The following is a 19,620-nucleotide window of genomic DNA, read 5'->3' on the forward strand; positions in this document are numbered from 1 at the left end:
GGTCTTTAGTTCATATTCTTTCACAAGAAAACCAGTTCACAGGATTATTACTGATAATCTTATGGTGAACCACAATTGAAGTAAGTCAATTTTGCTATTGCCTGATGTCTCTTCCTACTGCTTCGGAAGCCTGTTCATCAGATATTCGTCTATTGTTTTTGTAAGGTACCAACCAGGCATCTCCTATACCCAGTTTTTTCAAATCTAACTCGAATTTTTTGGCAGAATCCAAAGTTTTAAACTCTCCCACGGTATATTTTTTAATGCCATCGCTTTCTGTTTCAGTCTGTAGTGTTTTGGCTTTGTTGAAACTTTCCTGAATATCAAGCTCTTTGTATGCTCCGAGCTGTACTTTAAAATATACTTCTGTAGGCATTCTGTCTGAAAGATAAGGCTGCGCCTCAGCCATTACTTTCTGCATACGTGCCTCCATTTCCACATTTTTTTGTCTCGCCTCTGTTAATTCTTGATTGAGATTATCGTTTTCAGAACGCAATTCTTGAACTTCACTATTGAGTTTTTCTATCTCCTCTTCATAATCTGCTATAGCTTCGCGCATTTCAGATTTTTTCATTTTTTTCTTCTTTTCTTTCTGCGGAGCCGCATACAATGGCTCAACAATTACTGAAAAGTTTAAAACAATCATCAAAAACAAAGAAAAAGCTTTTAATTTCATGGTAGTAATTTTAAAGGTTTGGCTCAAAAGTAACCAAAAAAAATCATTAGATTAATTAACAAAGACCAGGTTTTATTCCAATTAATTTCGGCTGATATACTTAAACATTTCAAAACTTGCAATCAAAACAAACCCAAATCCCCATATTTCCGCTCAGTTTAGTGGTTTTTCCCGGAGAATCCCTAAACCTGCATATATTCGAAAAGAGATACAAGCTGTTGGTGAACGAGTGCCTGAGCAGTGGAATTGATTTTGGAATCCCCTGTTATATTGATGGTAAAATCGGAAACTACGGTACTTGCGTAAAAATTGATCAGATAGACCGGGTTTACACCAATGGCGAGATGGATATTAAAACAATTGGTACACAAAGTTTTAAAATCAATGAAATATTTTCCCCAAATGATAAAGACAAATATGCCAAAGCAAATGTAGAATGGAGGGAAATTATACAAAATGGCTCTGATGTTTTAAAAAGGAAAATCTATGAACTGACACAGACCTTGCATAAATTTCTGGGCATTGAAGCTGATCAATTAGAGCCAATAGAAAAATTTGACCTGCACAAAGTAATTCATATTGTAGGACTTAAATTACAACAGGAGTATAAGTTCCTGCAAATGAAAGATGAGCTTTCGAGACAGGAATTTTTACTGCGCCATCTAAAAGGTATTTTGCCCATTGTAGAAGAAACTGAGCACATTAAGCGCAAGATTCAATCAAACGGGCATTTTAAAAACATTATACCGCCAAATTTTTAAAGATTAAATCCTCCCCAACTGAAACTCCACCATTTTGATTTGCTCGCCCAGCATTTTGTTGGTGTCCAGTTTTTTAGCTTGTGCCAAAAGATTGAGGGCTTCTCGTTTTTTCCGCTTTGAAGCAGCAATTCCTGCAAGGTTGAGTTTAGAAACTGCCTGATCGGTAGAAACCACCAGGCCGGTTTTTAGTGCTTTTTTGAAAAATTTCTCAGCTTTTCCCAATGAATTGGTTTGCATTTCCAACATGCCCATTAGATAATAGTAATAAGCTTCTGTCATGTTGAGCAAACCTTCAGGGGTTTTCACCCAACCCAGTACTTTTTTGGCTTTTTCCATATTGCCTTTGCGCACAAAAAGAAACGCAATGACCAGCGCCTCGTTAAAGACAATTGTAAGTCCCACCAAAATAGCCAGCAAGATCAGTAAGACACCGCTGCCAGGCCATCCTACAAAAAATAAATAAATGGCAAATGCTAAAATAGCAACAGCCAGGCCTCCTCGAATATAATTGGTGTACATAAACTTATTTAAAAATTAGGTCGCAAAGTTAACTCACTTTTTTAATTTGCTAAATTAATGAGCATTTTTGCTGACATTAATCGGAGATCAAAGATATGGAGTTTTACAACGACTTGAAACTTGGAGTATTGGGAGGTGGTCAATTGGGACGCATGTTGATTCAGGCTGCCATGAATTACAATGTCAGCATTTTTGTGCTCGACCCAGATGTAAATGCCCCTTGCAAAGAGTTTTCCAGTGAATTTCACCACGGTTCACTCAATAATTTTGACACTGTTTACAATTTCGGAAAGAAAGTAGATGTGCTCACTATTGAAATAGAAAATGTAAATACAGATGCACTCGAAAAGCTGGAAAGCGAGGGTGTGAAAGTTTATCCTCAAGCTTCGGTGATTCGGCTTATCCAGGACAAAGGCCTTCAAAAGGAATTTTATAAAGAGCGCGGTATTCCCACAGCTGAGTTCTTTTTGCTTGATAACAAAGAAGAACTGCACGATTTTGAATCGTTTTTCCCTGCTGTACAAAAACTGAGAAAAGAAGGCTATGACGGCCGTGGCGTATTTAAAATAAAATCCAAAGGCGATATTGAGGGTGGATTCAACAAACCTTCAGTGCTCGAAAAATTAATTGATTTTGAGAAGGAGATTTCCGTGATCGTAGCGCGCAATGCTTCTGGGGAAGTGCGCACCTACCCTACTGTGGAACTGGATTTTCATCCTGAAAAAAATCTGGTGGAATACCTCTTTTCTCCCGCTCAACTTTCAGAAAAACTAGAACAAGAAGCCCAAGAACTGGCGGCAAAAGTTGCCAAGGAAATAGATATTATAGGCTTATTGGCCGTTGAAATGTTCGTTACCAAAGATGGCGGAATATTGGTAAACGAGATTGCGCCCCGAACGCACAACTCAGGACACCACAGCATTGAAGCCAATATTACCTCGCAATTTGAACAGCATTTACGCTCTGTATTGAATTTACCACTGGGCGCAACGGATATTAAAACCAATGCCGTGATGGTCAATTTACTTGGCGAACCGGGCCACGATGGGGCTGCAAAATACGTAGGCCTGGATGAAGTATTGGCCACTGATGGCGTGGGTTTGCATTTGTACGGAAAAAAATTCACGCGTCCTTTCCGAAAAATGGGGCACATCACCGTGGTAGATAAGGACATGGAGGAAGCCAAACGCAAAGCGCGATTTGTAAAAAACAAACTAAAAGTCATCTCATGAGCAAATATCAGATAGGAATTATAATGGGCAGTCAATCGGATTTACCGGTAATGGAAAAAGCGGCCGAATTTTTAAAGGAAATGGACATTGCATTTGAGCTGACCATTGTTTCCGCACACCGCACGCCTCAGCGCATGATGGAATATGCCAAAACTGCCCGTGAAAGGGGCTTGAAAGTGATTATTGCTGGAGCAGGTGGTGCAGCGCACTTACCGGGAATGGTGGCTTCCATGACTACTTTGCCAGTAATTGGCGTACCCGTAAAATCTTCCAATTCCATTGATGGCTGGGATTCCGTACTTTCTATTTTGCAAATGCCCGGAGGCATTCCCGTAGCAACCGTAGCCTTGGATGGTGCCAAAAATGCAGGAATTCTCGCTGCCAATATCCTTTCTACTTCTGATGAAGCATTGGCCAAAAAACTGGAAGCTTATAAAGCAGAACTGAAAATCAAGGTTGATGGAATGGTTGAAGATGTTAAGGAAAAAGGATTTCCCAATTCTTTTGATTGATCAAACAAACCATTGTTCATTCTGTATCTGAAACTAAACGGACAGTAGATAATCCTTAAGGCTCGATGCATTTGAGAATTTAAAAACTGGAAGCTTATTGTAACTCCGGTTGGTTTTATTTTGGGTTTTTGCAACTGTTTGCAACACATTCCTCACTGCTTCCGTAGCATTGGATACTACAATTTGAACAGCCGTATTATTTTCAACTTTGTTGCTTTCCTTATAAAACTGGTCAGCAAATGAACGCGACATAAATTCAACATCAGTAAAATCAAATTCTACAGTTGATAGGTTTTTCTGTTTGATTTCATCAAAAATCATAATGGCTGCTTCACGTGAATTTAGCATTACACTCAAAACATCCTTTACCTTAATTTTTATTTCTTTTTCCATAATTGAAGGAATCTACTTAAAATAATTTTTCTGAATGAAGGAATTCTAACGAATATAATATTCAACTTTGAATTGTTTTAATTCATTTGCAAAATCAGCACATCATCCAATCTACAAATCATAAAATCAAGCACCTCATCATTGGCCAGGGCATAGCCGGTACGCTATTGAGTTTTCGGCTCATGCAGGCAGGTGAGGACTTTCTAATCATAGATAAAAACAAAAGCCATACCGCTTCGCACATTGCAGGGGCTTCGATCAATCCCATAGCTGACGCAAGCATGAGCAAATCAGATACCATGCAGCCTTAAACCTTTCAGCAGGTGTTTTCTTTAGCCAATACTCTTTGTTTTGGTCTGCTTCTGCAAATGTCTTGATAGAAAAAGAATTTCGATCTAAACAGTACATAATAAATTCCACCTTTCTCTACTTAAAATGCAATATTTGCAGAAGAAGAAAAACATAAACCCATGCCACAAAACTTCCTAATAAAAAATGCAGAAATCATCAATGAAGATAAAATCTTCAATAGTGATGTATTGGTCAAAAATGGCAGAATTGAAAAGATAGCTGCCAATATCCAAACCCGCGAAAAGATCAATGAAATAGATGCCAATGGCCAATATCTCATTCCCGGCTTTATTGACGATCAGGTGCATTTTCGCGAACCGGGCTTGACCCACAAAGCAGAAATACAGACCGAATCAAAAGCGGCCGTGGCAGGTGGCATCACTTCTTTTATGGAAATGCCCAATACCAAACCTCCTGCACTGACCCAAAAACTGCTCGAAGAAAAATACCAGCGCGCTGCACAGGTTTCTCCAGCCAATTATTCTTTCTTTATGGGTACTTCCAATGACAATTACGAGGAGCTGATGCGCACCGATTTGCGAAAAGTCTGTGGACTGAAAATATTCATGGGCTCATCTACGGGCAATATGCTGGTGGATCACTCAGAGGTGCTTAATAGAATATTTGCCAATTTTTCAGGGCTGATTGCCACCCACTGCGAAGACGAACAAACCATCAAAGACAATACGGCTGCCTATCTTGAAAAATACGGTGAGGACATGCCCATTAAATATCATCCGGAAATTCGCGATGCAGAAGCCTGTTACCTGTCGTCTTCCAAGGCAAAGGCTTTGGCGGTAAAACACGGCACCCGACTGCATATCCTGCATATTTCCACGGCAAGGGAAATTGAGCTTTTTGACAATAAATTAGCTTTAAAGGATAAAAAAATAACTTCCGAGGCCTGCACCCACCACCTGTGGTTTTCCGATACAGATTACGAAACTAAAAGCACGCACATCAAATGGAATCCTGCGGTGAAAAGTGCGGACGACAGAGCTGCAGTGAGGGCTGCCTTAAATGACAACCGCATTGATGTTTTGGCAACCGATCATGCGCCACACACGCTAGCCGAAAAAAGCAACAATTATTTCAATGCCCCAAGTGGTGGGCCATTGGTACAGCACACGCTTTCTGCACTTTTCGAATTGAGCGAACAAGGTATTTTCAGCAAAGAAAAAATCATTGAAAAAGCCTGCCACAATCCCGCCATATTGTTCGACATTGAAGATCGTGGCTTTATTCGCGAGGGATATAAAGCCGATTTGGTTTTGGTGGCCAAAGATAGATATACGGTAAATCGCGACAACTTACTTTACAAATGCGGCTGGTCCCCTTTCGAGGGACAGGAATTTCAATACAAAGTCCAAAAGACTTTTGTGAACGGGAATTTGGTATTTGAAAATGGAAAAGTAAACGATGCCGTGAAGGGAGAACGATTGGTTTTTAGGAAAAGAGATTGATCAATTTTGAAGTTAACACGTTGTAGAACTCAATAAGTCAGCATTATGTCTCAATTCAAATCTTGGGTAACTCAGTTTAGTCCCTTAATTTTTACTCTATTGCTTTATTCTACGCTATCTGCCCAAGATAAAAAAAGCAGGGTACTGAAAGATCCAGAAAAAGGAGCAATCAATATTGAAGTCACTGCTGGTCTAAATATTACCACACCTGTTGGAGTAAGTGTAAATAATATAAACGCAACAATTGAAAACAGGTCAAAGATTTACCCTGATTATGAAGCAAATCTATACCCGAAAACAGCAGCTTATGTCGGGGTACTTTTTGATTATCAATTTCATGAAATTGCAGCCATTGGTTCGGGATTGATGTACACACCCAAAGGTTTTTGGCTTTTTGAAGACAATGTCACAGAACCTGGTTTAACCAATCCTATATTTTACGAAAGGCGTAAAACATTTATCACTGTAGATTATTTCGACATCCCCCTCTACATCAAAACCTATTTTAAAAATGGCCTGATAAGTTTGCGTTTTGGCCCGGTCATTTCTATGGCACTTTTGAGTAAAGTCAGAATAGAGGCTCAATCCAATGGTCAACATGAAAAAGATAAATACAGGCTTGGAGAAGGAAGCAACAGTTTCATACACCAATATAATGATTTACCCAATTCCATTCCAAAGTTCATCGTTCCTGGTTTTGAAGCTGTATTAAATATAGGAAACACTGGTGGATTACAAGGTTCACTGGTAATAGGCTTCTCAGGAAGTCTCATTGAAGCAGTTGATATCAAAAGTATAATTGCGCGCTTGGGTATCAGCTACACTATCACTAAATAAATTTTTGGATTTCCTCAAGTACTGTGTTTTCCGATTTCTTTTCTTGCTCCCAAAACAACTGAACTTTTGTTTTCAATTGTTCATTATGTTCTACTTTTAAAAACTGATTTGCCTTTTCTTCAAAGTCTGCACTTGTTTCAAAAGTAAAGGCCAATCCCTGATCAAGCAACTTCTGCCAATTGGCTACACCGCCAAAATCAGCCCCGAAAAAAACTGGTATTTCATAAACCAATGGCTCATAGGCATTGTGCAATGCCCCCCTAAATCCACCTCCAACAATAGCCAAATCAGCATAGCGATAAATCCGCGACAACTGGCCAATACTATCTACAACAAGCACCTTTGAATCTTTGCGATCTTCTGCACTGTATGACTCCCATTTTGACAACAAAAGTGGCTTGTATCTTTCAAATTGCCTTTCAATAGAAGCAATTCTTTCCCTGTTTATATTGTGTTGCGCAATAATGCATTTGCTTGATGCTGCATGATTATTCAAAAACTCAAGCAATACGTTTTCTTCATCCAAATAAGAACTGCCGGAAATCAGAATTTTGCTTTCCTGCCTGAAATTTTCAAAATCACTGATTTTATAGGATTGATTTTTAATGGCCAGTACGCGCTCTATTCTACTGTCAACCGATAAGCTTATTTTATCAGCAGGCAAAATTTCAGAAGCCAGCTCCATTGTTTGCCCATCATTTACAAAAACGTGCTTAAAATATTGAAGCATTTCCCTGTGCAAGACCCCATACCATTTGAAAAAAACAGCATTTCCACTCCACTGCGCATTGATCAAAAACACAGGAATATCTTTCCTGTTGAGCTCCGAGAGATAATAATACCACAATTCATATTTCACAAAAACCGCCACTTTAGGATTGATTTTCTCTACAAAAAAACGGGCGTTTTTCGGGCTGTCAATTGGCAGGTATATTTTGTAATCAAAATGAGTGGCTTCAGCACAATACTGAAAACCCGAAGGTGAAAAAAAACTCAGCACTACGGCTTTTTGGGGATATCTATTTTTCAATTGCTGCATCAGGGGCACGGCCATTTCATACTCACCAAGTGATGCACAATGAATCCATATTTTATCTCTCTTGTCCGATGATATCTTTTGAATTTCATCGCGCCATCCTACCCTACCCTTCACCCAACTTTTTGCTTTTTGATGCCCAAAAATTGCAGCAAGTTTCAGCATCAGGTGATAAACTTGAAGCACCAGTCGATAAATCGCCAGGCCGATGAAAAGCGGCATCAGTGGGTGTAGTATTTTTCGGTTTGCATAAGATATATGGGGATGATCCAGCCCAAACGAAAACCGGTGCTCAAATCCTTGCGCAAAGCTTGTGATGGCTCTGAATTCTTATTAAAATCCCAGCTTCTTCGATGTTTTGTAAGCCCCTGGTTGAATTCCCAGCCAATCACAAAATTGATGCGTTTATTGACATCAAGAAATTGAAAACCAATAAATTGTGAACATAAAAAACCATTACTCAATTGGTCATAACCCTTATGATAGTCTTCATCAAGATGCGGTACATTCGATTCACTGAGATCTATTTTGATTTTATGCTGAATTGCTCCAAAACCAAGAGAAGCAATGATTCCTGAATTTTTGTTCAATTTCCCAAAGGAAAAAACCTTAGAGAATTTACCAAGTACAGTGAACCCTCTCTGATTGACAATATAAGGCTCATAAAGTCCATTCCAACCCATAATCTGCCCCTTGTCGTTGCTGATACCACTGTACAATTGATTGTCTTTTATTTTACTTCCAAAAATAAAATTGCCCTCAAAGCCAAGCATGTAATTTTTACCAAACTTATAGCTTAAACTTCCCCCAATTGTACTGCTAATGCCATATCTTTCTGCATAATCCATAAGTGGAATTTGCAAGCTGTAGTTTCCCTGCAATAACACAGCATTCACATGTTGATCTTTCAGCTTCGATTGTTGAGCTATCGAGCTAAAAAAGAGCATACATAAAATTGCTATCGACAAATGCTTTTTCAAACGGACTGTTTTTGCCAAAATTAACCATTTATACAGGAAAGAGGTAAAAGTAAAACAATAGTATTCTCTATATTTGTGGACAAAATTTTTCCTATGAACACAATCCAAATGGTTGATTTGGTTGGGCAGTACCATAAAATCAAAGCTGCTGTCGATCAATCGATCATGGAAATACTTGAAAACGGCTCCTACATCAATGGTCCGGCAGTAAAGGAATTTCAAAAATCACTTTCAGAATATTTAAAGGCAAAACATGTTGTTCCCTGCGCCAATGGTACCGATGCTTTGCAAATGGCATTAATGGCACTGGACTTAAAACCCGGTGATGAGGTCATTACCACTCCCTTTACTTTTGTAGCAACAGCCGAGGTTATTGTATTGCTCGGTTTAAAACCTGTATTTGTTGATGTTGATGAACGCACTTTCAATATTGATCCCAATAAAATAGAAGCTGCCATTACCGATAAAACCAAAGTAATCATTCCGGTGCACTTATTCGGGCAGGCTGCCGATATGCATGCCATTCTGGAGCTTGCAGAAAAACACCAACTTTTTGTGGTGGAAGACAATGCACAGGCCATTGGCAGCAAAGTGCTGGTGAACAATCAATGGAAATATACCGGAACTGCCGGAGATATCGGAACCCTGTCTTTTTACCCCTCTAAAAACCTGAGCTGTTTTGGCGATGGCGGGGCACTTACAAGCAATAAAAGTGATCTGGGTAAAAAGCTGAACATCATTGCCAATCACGGATCTGAAGTAAAATACTACCATACAAGTATTGGCGTAAATTCCCGTTTAGACAGCATTCAGGCAGCAGTATTAAATGAAAAATTAAAACATCTGCCGGAATATACCAAAGCCCGCCAGGATCTGGCAGAAAAATACGACAATGCATTTGCAGATATGGAAGAGGTTCAAATCCCATACCGCACCTCCTATTCTACCCATGTTTTTCATCAATACACTTTGAAGGTAAAAGACAGGGATGCATTGCAGGCATTTTTAAAGGAAAAAGGAATTCCCAGCATGGTCTATTACCCGGTGCCTTTACATCAGCAAGATGCTTATAAATCTGCAGACTGGGGCAAATTGCCGGTATCAGAAAAATTGGCAAAAGAGGTGCTTTCACTGCCCATGCACACGGAAATGCAGGAAGACCAAATCGAATTTATTATTCAAAACATTAAGCAATTTTATAAATGAAAATAGCAGTAATAGGTACAGGATATGTTGGCCTGGTTTCGGGAATTTGTTTTGCCGAAACAGGAAATGACGTAACCTGTGTGGACATTGACAAGAAAAAAGTTGAATCACTGAGAAACGGGAAAATCCCGATTTATGAACCCGGACTCAATGTATTATTTGAGAGAAATAGAAAACAAGACCGGCTTACTTTCACTACCGATCTGCCTTCAGCAGTGAAAGAAGCAAAAATTATATTTCTGGCATTGCCAACCCCTCCCGGAGAAGACGGTTCTGCCGATCTTTCTTATGTGCTGGGCGTAGCGGAAGAACTTGGGAAAATCATTACTGAATACAAAGTACTGGTAGATAAAAGCACTGTTCCGGTTGGTACAGCGGAAAAAGTACATGCAGCCGTTCGCAAGAATTACAGCGGTGAATTTGATGTGGTTTCCAATCCTGAATTTTTGCGCGAAGGAAAAGCAGTGGATGATTTCCTAAAGCCCGACCGTGTGGTAATTGGGACCTCTTCCCAAAGAGCTCGCGAATTGATGGGCAAATTATACGATCCATTTGTTCGCCAGGGAAATCCGGTGATATTTATGGATGAGCGCTCTGCTGAAATGACCAAATACGCAGCCAACTCCTACCTGGCCACTCGTATTTCTTTTATGAATGAAATTGCCAACCTCTGCGACAGAATAGGTGCGGATGTTGATATGGTAAGAAAAGGTATGGGAACTGACAGCCGCATTGGCAAACGCTTTTTGTTTCCCGGAATTGGTTATGGTGGAAGTTGCTTCCCCAAAGATGTACAGGCACTGGCCAAAAGTGCAGATCAAAATGACTATGACTTCAAAATTCTCAATTCGGTAATGGAAGTCAATACCATTCAAAAAACCGTACTGGTAAAGAAAATCCTGAAGTACTACAACAATGATCTGAAAGGCAAAAAATTCGCAATGTGGGGACTGGCTTTCAAACCCGATACTGATGATATCAGGGAAGCACCGGCATTGTACATGATCAATGATCTGCTGGAAGAGGGCGCTTCTGTAAATGCTTTCGACCCGGAAGCAATGGACAATGTTAAAAGCCAAATGGGCGATAAAATCAAATATGCCGGCAATATGTATGATGCCCTGAAGGATGCAGATGCACTGATCATTGCCACAGAATGGCCGGTATTCAGAACACCCGATTTGGAGAAAATCAAAGGTTTGCTGAAAAAAGCAGTGATATTTGACGGTCGCAACCTTTTTGATTTACACGAAATGGAAGATGCAGGATTTGATTATACAAGCATTGGCAGAAAAGAGATAAAATAATGGCAAAGTCAGTTTTAATTACCGGTGCAGCAGGATTTTTGGGTTCCCATCTTTGTGATCGATTTATCAAGGAAGGCTACCGCGTAATGGGAATGGACAACATGATTACCGGTGACCTGAGCAATATCGAACACCTGTTTAAGCTGGAGCAATTCACCTTTTACAATCACGATGTTTCCAACTTTGTGTATGTGCCGGGCAAACTGGATTATATCCTGCATTTTGCATCACCTGCCAGCCCAATTGATTATCTGAAAATACCGATTCAAACATTAAAGGTGGGATCTTTGGGCACACACAATCTACTTGGATTGGCCAAAGCTAAAAATGCAAGAATCCTGGTGGCTTCCACATCTGAAGTTTATGGCGACCCAAAAGTACATCCGCAAACAGAAGATTACTGGGGCAATGTCAACCCCATCGGGCCGCGCGGAGTGTATGATGAAGCCAAACGTTTCCAGGAAGCCATAACAATGGCTTATCATACCTATCATAATTTAGAAACCCGTATTGTCCGCATTTTTAACACTTACGGACCAAGAATGCGGTTGAATGACGGGCGTGCCTTGCCGGCTTTCATCGGCCAGGCACTGCGCGGTGAAGACCTTACTGTTTTTGGTGATGGCTCTCAAACCCGCTCATTCTGCTATGTAGATGATCTGGTAGAAGGCATTTACCGTCTTTTGCTAAGCGATTATCACATGCCTGTAAATATTGGAAACCCCTCTGAGATTTCCATAAAGGATTTTGCAGAAGAAATCATTAAACTGACCGGTACAAAGCAAAAAGTCACTTACAAAGAATTACCTAAAGATGACCCTACACAGCGAAGACCTGACATCACAAAAGCAAAAGAGATATTGGGTTGGGTACCTAATGTTAGTCGTGAAGAGGGTTTGAAGATTACTTATGAATACTTCAAATCACTTCCCGAAGATGCTTTGTATAAAATGGAGCACAAAAATTTCGATAAATACATTCAGAAATAATGGATTATTACAAACACGAAAGCGCTATAATAGACCAAGGAGCTGAAATTGCTAAAGGCTGTAAGATCTGGCATTTTTGCCACATTATGCCCGGAGCCAAACTGGGAGAAAATTGCAATCTCGGACAAAATGTATTTGTAGCATCAAATGTCATTCTTGGCACAAATGTCAAGGTTCAAAACAATGTGTCCATTTATGAAGGTGTCGTCTGTGAAGATGACGTTTTCCTGGGGCCATCCATGGTGTTTACCAATATCTCAAATCCGCGCAGCGCAATCATTCGAAAAGGGGTTTATGAAAAAACACTGGTAAAAAAAGGAGCCAGTATTGGTGCCAATTCCACCATTGTTTGTGGCAATGAAATTGGAAAATACGCACTAATAGGTGCTGGAGCAGTAGTTACAAAAGACGTTCCCGATTATGCACTAATTCTCGGTGCTCCAGGCCGGGTTGCAGGATGGGTAAGCGAATACGGACACCGCCTGCATTTTGATGAAAACAACAAGGCCATTTGCCCTGAGAGCAAGGCAAAATACAAAATTGAAAACAATAAGGTAACAAAAATCAAAGCTTAGAAAATGTACGAAAAATTAATCAACAAGGAAACCAAACTGGCCGTAATCGGCCTGGGATATGTAGGATTGCCCATAGCACTGGAATTTGCCAAAAAAATATCGGTCATTGGTTTTGACATCAATGCCAAAAGAGTGGAAATGATGAAAAAAAACATTGACCCCAGTTGCGAACTGGAGAGTGAGGCTTTTGAAAATACCGATATCGAATTCACCGCTGACCCAGCAGACCTAAAAGAAGCTACTTTTTTTATCGTAGCAGTCCCCACACCTGTTGATGAGCATAAAGTACCCGATTTAACTCCTGTTTTGAGTGCCTCAAAAGGCATCGGAAAGGTTTTGAAAAAAGGGGATTATGTGGTGTATGAATCTACCGTATATCCCGGTTGTACCGAAGAAGACTGCTTACCAATTCTCGAAGAAGAATCCGGTTTAAAGCTCAATAAGGATTTCAAACTCGGCTATTCTCCTGAAAGGATTAATCCCGGGGATAAAGAACACACATTGCCCAATATCATAAAAGTGGTTTCGGGTTCTGACGCTGAATCATTGGATGTGATTGCCAAAGTCTATGAAATTGTAGTGAAAGCCGGAGTACACCGCGCCCCTGAAATAAAAGTAGCTGAAGCAGCAAAAATCATAGAAAACACACAAAGAGACCTCAACATCGCTTTGATGAATGAACTGTCGAAGATCTTTGACAAGGTTGGCATCAACACTTACGATGTGCTGGAAGCTGCCGGTACCAAATGGAATTTCCTGCGCTTTTTCCCGGGGCTTGTTGGCGGACACTGCATCGGAGTAGATCCTTATTATCTCACCTATAAGGCCAACGAGCTGGGCTACAAATCAGAAGTGATCCTCAGCGGAAGGCGCATCAACGACAGCATGGGTGAATATGTGGCCAAAAATGTGGTACAAAAAATCATCAAAGCAGGCAAACCTGTAGCTAAATCCAAGGTTTTGGTAATGGGTGCTACTTTTAAAGAAAATGTGACAGACATCCGAAATTCCAAAGTAGTAGATGTGATCAATGAGTTGAAATCCTATTCGGTAAATGTTGAAGTGACAGATGCTTATGCAAACAGCGAAGAAGTAGAAACAGAATACGGCTATAAGTTAATTTCTAAAATTGGAAAAGGCTATGATGCAGTTGTAGTGGCTGTAAACCACGATAAATATCTCGACCTGGATGAAGCTTATTTTAAATCAATTATGACTCCCAAAGGAATCCTGGTAGATATAAAAGGAATTTACCGGGGGAAAATAAAGGATTTGACTTATTGGGGGCTTTAAAAATTATAGATTTAAATTCTATCAACGGAACGAGCTGAGCATGGAACTTGTAATAATTTAAAATACTCGACATGACCAAAGAAGCACTTTTAAACAATATATCCAACACGATTGCTAAATTACCCGATGATAGAATAAGGGAAGTCAATGATTTTGCCGATTTTCTTCTAAAGAAATATGAAGAAGAAATGCTCCAAAAAGGCATCACTGATTTAATCAGTAAATCCAAAACATACGACTTTCTTAAAGAGGAAGAAGATTTGTACACATTGAATGATTTGAAAGAACGCTACAAATGAACAAAGGTGATCTGGTCTTAATCCCATTTCCATTTACGGATTTATCTGGAAGTAAAATTCGTCCGGCTTTGGTTCTTGCAAACGGAAAATTAGATATAACAGTAACCTTTATATCCACTCAATTGAAATGGAAAGAAGAAACTGATGTTTTGTTAAAACCATCAAAAAAGAATGGTTTAAAAAAAGATTCTTTAATTAGGTTGTCCAAAATTGCAACGATTGATAAATAATTAGTCTATGGTCTTCTTGGAACAATTAATAAAACAGAATTAGATTTAATAGACAAGAACCTGATTAGCTTATTTAAAATAAACCAATAACAATTCCTAAATGCCAAATAAAAAAATACTCATAACAGGTGGTGCGGGCTTTATCGGTTCCCATGTAGTGCGCCTGTTTGTCAATAAATATCCCGATTACGAAATATACAACCTGGATATATTAAGCTATGCGGGCAATCTTGAAAACCTGAAAGACATGGAAGGCAAATCCAACTATCATTTTGTAAAAGGTGATATCACCGATGCCCCATTTATAATAGCACTTTTTGAGAAACATCAATTCGATGGTGTCATTCACCTGGCAGCCGAATCACATGTAGATCGTTCCATCCTTAATCCCATGGAATTTATCAATACCAATATTGTGGGAACAGTGGTCTTAATGAATGCTGCGAAGGCCCAATGGGAAAAAAGCGGCTTTGAAAACAAGCTTTTCTACCACATTTCTACCGATGAAGTTTACGGTGCCCTTGGCGAAACCGGACTTTTCACGGAAGAAACACCTTACGATCCGCATTCTCCCTATTCCGCATCCAAAGCGAGCTCAGATCATTTGGTCAGGGCATACCATGATACCTACGGCTTGCCCATTGTCATTTCAAATTGCTCCAACAATTACGGCCCCAATCAATTTCCAGAAAAACTGATCCCGCTTTTTATCCACAATATCAAAGAAGAAAAAGCACTGCCCGTTTATGGCGATGGAAAATACACCCGCGACTGGCTTTGGGTAAAAGACCATGCCGATGCAATCGACCTGATCTACCACAAAGGAAAAACAGGGGAAACATACAATATCGGTGGCTTTAATGAATGGAAAAACATCGACCTGATCAAACTGTTATGTAAGATTATGGATGAGAAATTAGGCCGTCCGGCTGGCAGTTCTGAAAAATTGATCACTTATGTGAAAGACCGCTCCGGCCACGACAGGCGCTATGCCATAGATGCCTCAAAACTTAACAAAGAACTCAGTTTCAAACCTTCTATTCAGTTTGAGGAAGGACTGGAAAAAACCGTAGATTGGTATCTCGAAAACAAGGAATGGTTGAAACACATTACCAGCGGTGCCTATCAGGATTACTATGACGAACAATACAAAAACCGATAAAGTAAATGTATCAGCAGGCTTATCAAAATGAAAAAATAGAAGGCTTACACTTTTTAGTTACAGGTGGTGCCGGATTTATCGGTTCTCATATCGCAGAATATTTACTGCAACACGGAGCAAAAGTCAGGGTGATTGACAATATGGTTTCCGGGCTGCAATCCAATATTGACCTGTTCAGCGATAATCCCAATTATGAATTTATTGAAGGGGATATCCGCGATTTAGAATTCTGTAAAAAGGTCTGCAGGGGAATCGACTATATCTCCCACCAGGCAGCTTTGGGCTCAGTGCCCCGCTCTTTGGCCGAGCCTGAAAATACCAACGCCTCAAATGTTGACGGGTATCTAAACATGCTGATCGCTGCCAAGGAAAACAAAGTAAAGCGCATTGTCTATGCATCTTCTTCTTCCGTTTACGGAGACAGCCAGGGATTGCCAAAAGTGGAAAATGAAATCGGCAATCAGCTTTCACCCTATGCCGTATCAAAATATACCAATGAACTTTATGCCCATGTTTTTCGCCTGAATTTTGATATGAAAATAATCGGTTTGCGCTATTTCAATGTATTTGGTCCGCGCCAGAATCCCGATGGCCCCTATGCTGCCGTAATCCCTTTGTTTGTTGATGGACTGCTCAATGAAAAGCCGGTGTATATTGACGGTGATGGAGAACAAACCCGGGACTTTACTTTTGTGGCCAATGCAGTGCAGGCCAATATCAAAGCACTTTTTGCACCCTGGGAAAAAGTAAATGACTATGTATTTAATGTAGCGGTAGGAGAAAACTTTTCTGTTAACACCATGTTTGACGCCATAAAAAAAGAATTGGATTCAGTAACAAATGCCACTTATCGCGAACCCCGAAAAGGCGATGTACGCAATTCGCTTGCCGATATCAGCAGGGTAAAAAATCAATTGGGCTACAATCCCGAATTTGATTTTCACGAGGGCCTGAAGCAAACCGTAAATTATTTCAAAACAGTATATTCCAATTAACTATGGAATTGATAAAAACCTCCATTCCCGATTTATTAATCATCAAACCCAAAGTTTTTGAAGACGAACGCGGTTTTTTCTTTGAAGGCTATAACAAGAAAAGATTTGAAAGTGCCGGATTGGACTACAACTTTGTCCAGGACAATTATTCCAAATCCCAACAAGGCGTTTTGCGTGGCTTACATTACCAGCTTGCACCTTATGCCCAGGCCAAATTGGTTCGTGTATTAAAAGGCAGTGTGCTGGACGTAGCTGTAGATATCCGAAAGGGTTCCCCTACTTTCGGCCAATGGGAAGCACTGGAACTCAGTGCAGAAAATAAGCTGAATTTATTGATCCCTCGTGGTTTTGCGCATGGTTTTGTAGTGCTCAGCAAGGAAGCCGAATTTTTCTACAAATGCGACAATTACTATTCAAAAGAACACGAGGCCGGTATTCGCTATGACGATCCAGAATTGAATATCGATTGGGGAAGTCAAACAAAAAGCTTTATTTTATCAGCAAAGGATAAAATTCTGCCATCTTTCAAAGATGCTGAAATGAATTTTGAATACTAAAATCAATGGCTGAAATAGTTTTAGTTACTGGTGCCAATGGACAATTGGGGCGCGAATTCCAGGTGTTATCAGCACAATTCCCCCATTTTGAATTCCACTTTTTTGACCACTCTATTCTCGATATCAGTGACAAGGAAGCTTTGGAAAATGCCTTTGTTTCCATCAAGCCCGATTATGTGTTGAATTGTGCAGCTTATACTGCCGTGGACAAAGCCGAATCGGAACAGGAACTGGCTTTTAAAATCAATTCAGATGCCGTAGAACTGCTGGCCGAAGTCACACAGAACTTTGACAGCAAACTCATCCATTTTTCCACGGATTATGTTTTTGACGGCAACAAGAACATACCCTACTCTGAAACAGACCCCACAAATCCCATCAATGTGTATGGGCGCTGCAAACTGGCAGGTGAAAAAAAATTAAGTGAACACCCCAATGCCCTGATCATTCGCACTTCCTGGCTTTACTCCTCTTTTGGGAGCAATTTTGTAAAAACCATGCTGCGCCTTGCAGAAAACCGCAGCGAACTCAGGGTAGTATGCGATCAACTGGGCACGCCAACCTATGCTCACGATCTTGCAAAAATGGTATTGAATAACCTTACAAAACTGGGGGAATTGGGAAATAATATTTATCACTACAGCAATGAAGGCGTTTGCAGTTGGTACGATTTCGCCCATGCCATTTTTGATATCAGCGGCAAAGACATGAAACTCTACCCGGTGCGAACAGAGGATTATCCCACAGCAGCTGCCAGGCCGATATATACCGTATTGGACAAACGAAAAATCAAATCGCTGGTAGAAAACAAAATTCCATACTGGCGAAACAGCCTGAAGGAATGCATTGACTTAATAAAAGAAAATAATGAATAGAGCAGACACCGATCGACTATTGAACATTGCCAAAGCGGCAGGAGATGCGATTTTAGAAATTTACGCCCAGGATTTTGAAATATTTGAAAAAGCCGACCAATCGCCATTGACCGAAGCAGATAAAAAAGCCAATGAGATCATAATGGAGGAGCTGGAAAAATATTTTCCGGAAATTCCTGTGATTTCAGAAGAAAACAAAGCCATTGATTACAATAAGCGCAAAAACTGGACAAAATGCTGGATGGTGGATCCGCTGGACGGCACCAAGGAATTTATAAAGAAAAACGGGGAGTTCACCGTAAATATCGCTTTGATAGAAAATGGCAAACCTGTATTTGGAGTAGTGTATGTTCCGGTACAGGAAAAATTCTACTACAATTTTGATGGCAAAGCCTGGATGCGTGAAAATGGAAAAGACAAAGCGTTAAAAGCCGGGAAACACTATACCCAACTGGATGAAATCAAAGTAATCGCCAGCCGCTCGCACCTCTCAGATGCAGTAAAAGACTTTGTAGTCAATTTGGAAAAACAGGGCAAAAAAGTGGAATTTATAGCTGCCGGAAGTTCATTAAAACTGTGCCTTGTAGCCGAAGGCAAAGCCGATGTTTATCCCCGCCTGGGACCCACGATGGAATGGGACACTGCCGCTGCCGATGCTGTGGCAAGAGCTGCCGGAAGACAAGTCTTGCATCACCAAACAAAAGAAGCGCTGCAATACAACAAGGAAGATTTATTGAATCCCTGGTTTTTTGTGGAGTAGAAGTTTTTGTATAGCTTTAATGTTGCACTTGCTGTTTGAATTCAACGCTTATCTTAGGATTAAGAAAGTTTATACATATATTATTATAAATAATAAATTCCAGACCAAACAACTTCTCCTTTGCTTTTTTAAGTGAATTCCCGTCACATAATCAAATAAACTTACCAATAATTTATCCACATTTCATTTTTTACTGATAACTATTTGTAATACAGTAAACTATTCGATAAATAGCAAACAAAAATAATGTCGCATTACGGTTTATCGACAATCTTTATCTGTTAACAATTGTGAAATCCAATTCTTTTGGTTTAGCTTCATTACATTGTTTTTTTTTTGATCTGATTGCCAAATACCGACCAGATCGATTCCTGTCCATGCCTTGTAGGGCAAGGCCAATAATGATATTGAATGATTCCGCCCTCTTTTACAAGGGCACTTATTTTATAAATATTCATCAACCAAAAACCGCACTTATGAAAATGTTGTCGCTATTATCACTACTTTCTTTCCTGATGTTTTTTGGAATCCCGGCACAGGCGCAAAGCAATTACAAGCCCGGGCTGACCGCTACGGGCATTTCACCGGACAAGGTACTGCTCAACTGGCAGG

The 19,620-nt window shown here is 40.0% G+C and carries 23 protein-coding genes; 18 read left to right on the forward strand and 5 right to left on the reverse strand.

Annotated features, from left to right (window positions below):
- Positions 1–94: 94 nt before the first annotated feature.
- Positions 95–676 carry an SPOR domain-containing protein gene (locus tag WD048_03375; protein ID MEX0811231.1) on the reverse strand — a complete coding sequence of 194 codons (582 nt, stop codon included), beginning with the start codon at positions 674–676 and terminating at the stop codon, positions 95–97.
- Between the two features lie 116 nt (positions 677–792).
- Between WD048_03375 and WD048_03380 the strand changes: the two genes are divergently transcribed.
- Positions 793–1,437, forward strand: a complete 645-nt coding sequence (locus WD048_03380; protein ID MEX0811232.1) for an LON peptidase substrate-binding domain-containing protein — start codon at positions 793–795, stop codon at positions 1,435–1,437.
- 3 nt (positions 1,438–1,440) lie between these two features.
- Here WD048_03380 and WD048_03385 read toward each other — a convergent pair whose 3' ends face one another.
- Complete coding sequence (locus tag WD048_03385) at positions 1,441–1,956, reverse strand: hypothetical protein (protein MEX0811233.1); 516 nt, start codon at positions 1,954–1,956, stop codon at positions 1,441–1,443.
- Positions 1,957–2,051: 95 nt separating this feature from the next.
- On the opposite strand from WD048_03385, the gene WD048_03390 reads away from it, so the two are divergent.
- Entirely contained in the window at positions 2,052–3,188 is a 1,137-nt protein-coding gene (locus WD048_03390; protein MEX0811234.1) for a 5-(carboxyamino)imidazole ribonucleotide synthase, read from the forward strand.
- Positions 3,185–3,700 carry a 5-(carboxyamino)imidazole ribonucleotide mutase gene (purE, locus tag WD048_03395; GenBank protein MEX0811235.1) on the forward strand — a complete coding sequence of 172 codons (516 nt, stop codon included), beginning with the start codon at positions 3,185–3,187 and terminating at the stop codon, positions 3,698–3,700. The genes WD048_03390 and purE overlap by 4 nt, the downstream gene beginning before the upstream one ends.
- Positions 3,701–3,733: 33 nt before the next feature.
- Here purE and WD048_03400 read toward each other — a convergent pair whose 3' ends face one another.
- Positions 3,734–4,093 (reverse strand): hypothetical protein, encoded by a 360-nt coding sequence (locus WD048_03400; GenBank protein MEX0811236.1) that lies wholly within the window; start codon positions 4,091–4,093, stop codon positions 3,734–3,736.
- A gap of 86 nt (positions 4,094–4,179) precedes the next feature.
- Here WD048_03400 and WD048_03405 point away from each other — a divergent pair, with 86 nt between their 5' ends.
- The 3 genes from WD048_03405 to WD048_03415 all read left to right on the forward strand — a co-directional run bounded on the left by WD048_03405 (position 4,180) and on the right by WD048_03415 (position 6,744).
- Positions 4,180–4,404, forward strand: a complete 225-nt coding sequence (locus WD048_03405; GenBank protein MEX0811237.1) for an FAD-binding protein — start codon at positions 4,180–4,182, stop codon at positions 4,402–4,404.
- A gap of 159 nt (positions 4,405–4,563) precedes the next feature.
- Positions 4,564–5,907 carry a dihydroorotase gene (locus tag WD048_03410; GenBank protein ID MEX0811238.1) on the forward strand — a complete coding sequence of 448 codons (1,344 nt, stop codon included), beginning with the start codon at positions 4,564–4,566 and terminating at the stop codon, positions 5,905–5,907.
- Positions 5,908–5,952: 45 nt separating this feature from the next.
- Positions 5,953–6,744, forward strand: a complete 792-nt coding sequence (locus tag WD048_03415) for an outer membrane beta-barrel protein (protein MEX0811239.1) — start codon at positions 5,953–5,955, stop codon at positions 6,742–6,744.
- Here the strand turns inward: WD048_03415 and WD048_03420 are convergent.
- Both WD048_03420 and WD048_03425 read right to left on the reverse strand, forming a co-directional pair.
- On the reverse strand, positions 6,737–8,002 hold the full coding sequence (locus tag WD048_03420) for a glycosyltransferase N-terminal domain-containing protein (protein ID MEX0811240.1): 1,266 nt from the start codon (positions 8,000–8,002) through the stop codon (positions 6,737–6,739). The two genes, WD048_03415 and WD048_03420, sit on opposite strands and share 8 nt — an antisense overlap.
- Positions 8,002–8,760: a hypothetical protein gene (locus WD048_03425; GenBank protein MEX0811241.1), complete on the reverse strand. Its 759-nt coding sequence runs from the start codon at positions 8,758–8,760 to the stop codon at positions 8,002–8,004. Before WD048_03425 ends, WD048_03420 begins: the two co-directional genes overlap by 1 nt.
- Before the next feature lie 93 nt (positions 8,761–8,853).
- On the opposite strand from WD048_03425, the gene WD048_03430 reads away from it, so the two are divergent.
- The 12 genes from WD048_03430 to cysQ all read left to right on the forward strand — a co-directional run bounded on the left by WD048_03430 (position 8,854) and on the right by cysQ (position 19,008).
- Positions 8,854–9,966, forward strand: coding sequence for a DegT/DnrJ/EryC1/StrS family aminotransferase (locus tag WD048_03430; protein ID MEX0811242.1), 1,113 nt, complete (start codon positions 8,854–8,856; stop codon positions 9,964–9,966).
- Positions 9,963–11,273, forward strand: a complete 1,311-nt coding sequence (locus WD048_03435) for a UDP-glucose/GDP-mannose dehydrogenase family protein (protein ID MEX0811243.1) — start codon at positions 9,963–9,965, stop codon at positions 11,271–11,273. The genes WD048_03430 and WD048_03435 overlap by 4 nt, the downstream gene beginning before the upstream one ends.
- Positions 11,273–12,262, forward strand: a complete 990-nt coding sequence (locus WD048_03440; protein ID MEX0811244.1) for a UDP-glucuronic acid decarboxylase family protein — start codon at positions 11,273–11,275, stop codon at positions 12,260–12,262. The genes WD048_03435 and WD048_03440 overlap by 1 nt, the downstream gene beginning before the upstream one ends.
- Complete coding sequence (locus WD048_03445) at positions 12,262–12,837, forward strand: acyltransferase (protein MEX0811245.1); 576 nt, start codon at positions 12,262–12,264, stop codon at positions 12,835–12,837. Before WD048_03440 ends, WD048_03445 begins: the two co-directional genes overlap by 1 nt.
- Before the next feature lie 3 nt (positions 12,838–12,840).
- Positions 12,841–14,130: a nucleotide sugar dehydrogenase gene (locus WD048_03450; protein MEX0811246.1), complete on the forward strand. Its 1,290-nt coding sequence runs from the start codon at positions 12,841–12,843 to the stop codon at positions 14,128–14,130.
- A 71-nt stretch (positions 14,131–14,201) separates the two neighbouring features.
- Positions 14,202–14,429 carry a DUF2281 domain-containing protein gene (locus WD048_03455; GenBank protein MEX0811247.1) on the forward strand — a complete coding sequence of 76 codons (228 nt, stop codon included), beginning with the start codon at positions 14,202–14,204 and terminating at the stop codon, positions 14,427–14,429.
- Positions 14,426–14,659, forward strand: a complete 234-nt coding sequence (locus WD048_03460) for a type II toxin-antitoxin system PemK/MazF family toxin (GenBank protein ID MEX0811248.1) — start codon at positions 14,426–14,428, stop codon at positions 14,657–14,659. Before WD048_03455 ends, WD048_03460 begins: the two co-directional genes overlap by 4 nt.
- Before the next feature lie 100 nt (positions 14,660–14,759).
- Complete coding sequence (rfbB, locus tag WD048_03465) at positions 14,760–15,821, forward strand: dTDP-glucose 4,6-dehydratase (GenBank protein MEX0811249.1); 1,062 nt, start codon at positions 14,760–14,762, stop codon at positions 15,819–15,821.
- 5 nt (positions 15,822–15,826) lie between these two features.
- The gene (locus tag WD048_03470) at positions 15,827–16,816 is read left to right on the forward strand and encodes an SDR family oxidoreductase (GenBank protein MEX0811250.1); all 990 of its coding nucleotides are present in this window, start codon (positions 15,827–15,829) and stop codon (positions 16,814–16,816) included.
- Between the two features lie 2 nt (positions 16,817–16,818).
- Positions 16,819–17,373: a dTDP-4-dehydrorhamnose 3,5-epimerase gene (gene rfbC, locus WD048_03475; protein ID MEX0811251.1), complete on the forward strand. Its 555-nt coding sequence runs from the start codon at positions 16,819–16,821 to the stop codon at positions 17,371–17,373.
- Positions 17,374–17,378: 5 nt separating this feature from the next.
- Positions 17,379–18,248: a dTDP-4-dehydrorhamnose reductase gene (rfbD, locus tag WD048_03480; GenBank protein MEX0811252.1), complete on the forward strand. Its 870-nt coding sequence runs from the start codon at positions 17,379–17,381 to the stop codon at positions 18,246–18,248.
- Positions 18,241–19,008 (forward strand): 3'(2'),5'-bisphosphate nucleotidase CysQ, encoded by a 768-nt coding sequence (gene cysQ, locus WD048_03485; GenBank protein ID MEX0811253.1) that lies wholly within the window; start codon positions 18,241–18,243, stop codon positions 19,006–19,008. Before rfbD ends, cysQ begins: the two co-directional genes overlap by 8 nt.
- Positions 19,009–19,620 lie beyond the last annotated feature (612 nt).

The sequence above is a fragment of the Chitinophagales bacterium genome (assembly GCA_040877935.1).
GTDB lineage: Bacteria > Bacteroidota > Bacteroidia > Chitinophagales > CAIOSU01 > JBBDNB01.

Bases quoted from the DNA above. Each gene is read 5' to 3' on its own strand.
- WD048_03375 (MEX0811231.1), bottom strand. From the start codon at position 676: ATGAAATTAAAAGCTTTTTCTTTGTTTTTGATGATTGTTTTAAACTTT.
- WD048_03385 (MEX0811233.1), bottom strand. From the start codon at position 1,956: ATGTACACCAATTATATTCGAGGAGGCCTGGCTGTTGCTATTTTAGCA.
- WD048_03390 (MEX0811234.1), top strand. From the start codon at position 2,052: ATGGAGTTTTACAACGACTTGAAACTTGGAGTATTGGGAGGTGGTCAA.
- purE (MEX0811235.1), top strand. From the start codon at position 3,185: ATGAGCAAATATCAGATAGGAATTATAATGGGCAGTCAATCGGATTTA.
- WD048_03400 (MEX0811236.1), bottom strand. From the start codon at position 4,093: ATGGAAAAAGAAATAAAAATTAAGGTAAAGGATGTTTTGAGTGTAATG.
- WD048_03410 (MEX0811238.1), top strand. From the start codon at position 4,564: ATGCCACAAAACTTCCTAATAAAAAATGCAGAAATCATCAATGAAGAT.
- WD048_03415 (MEX0811239.1), top strand. From the start codon at position 5,953: ATGTCTCAATTCAAATCTTGGGTAACTCAGTTTAGTCCCTTAATTTTT.
- WD048_03420 (MEX0811240.1), bottom strand. From the start codon at position 8,002: ATGCCGCTTTTCATCGGCCTGGCGATTTATCGACTGGTGCTTCAAGTT.
- WD048_03430 (MEX0811242.1), top strand. From the start codon at position 8,854: ATGAACACAATCCAAATGGTTGATTTGGTTGGGCAGTACCATAAAATC.
- WD048_03435 (MEX0811243.1), top strand. From the start codon at position 9,963: ATGAAAATAGCAGTAATAGGTACAGGATATGTTGGCCTGGTTTCGGGA.
- WD048_03440 (MEX0811244.1), top strand. From the start codon at position 11,273: ATGGCAAAGTCAGTTTTAATTACCGGTGCAGCAGGATTTTTGGGTTCC.
- WD048_03445 (MEX0811245.1), top strand. From the start codon at position 12,262: ATGGATTATTACAAACACGAAAGCGCTATAATAGACCAAGGAGCTGAA.
- WD048_03450 (MEX0811246.1), top strand. From the start codon at position 12,841: ATGTACGAAAAATTAATCAACAAGGAAACCAAACTGGCCGTAATCGGC.
- WD048_03455 (MEX0811247.1), top strand. From the start codon at position 14,202: ATGACCAAAGAAGCACTTTTAAACAATATATCCAACACGATTGCTAAA.
- WD048_03460 (MEX0811248.1), top strand. From the start codon at position 14,426: ATGAACAAAGGTGATCTGGTCTTAATCCCATTTCCATTTACGGATTTA.
- rfbB (MEX0811249.1), top strand. From the start codon at position 14,760: ATGCCAAATAAAAAAATACTCATAACAGGTGGTGCGGGCTTTATCGGT.
- WD048_03470 (MEX0811250.1), top strand. From the start codon at position 15,827: ATGTATCAGCAGGCTTATCAAAATGAAAAAATAGAAGGCTTACACTTT.
- rfbC (MEX0811251.1), top strand. From the start codon at position 16,819: ATGGAATTGATAAAAACCTCCATTCCCGATTTATTAATCATCAAACCC.
- rfbD (MEX0811252.1), top strand. From the start codon at position 17,379: ATGGCTGAAATAGTTTTAGTTACTGGTGCCAATGGACAATTGGGGCGC.
- cysQ (MEX0811253.1), top strand. From the start codon at position 18,241: ATGAATAGAGCAGACACCGATCGACTATTGAACATTGCCAAAGCGGCA.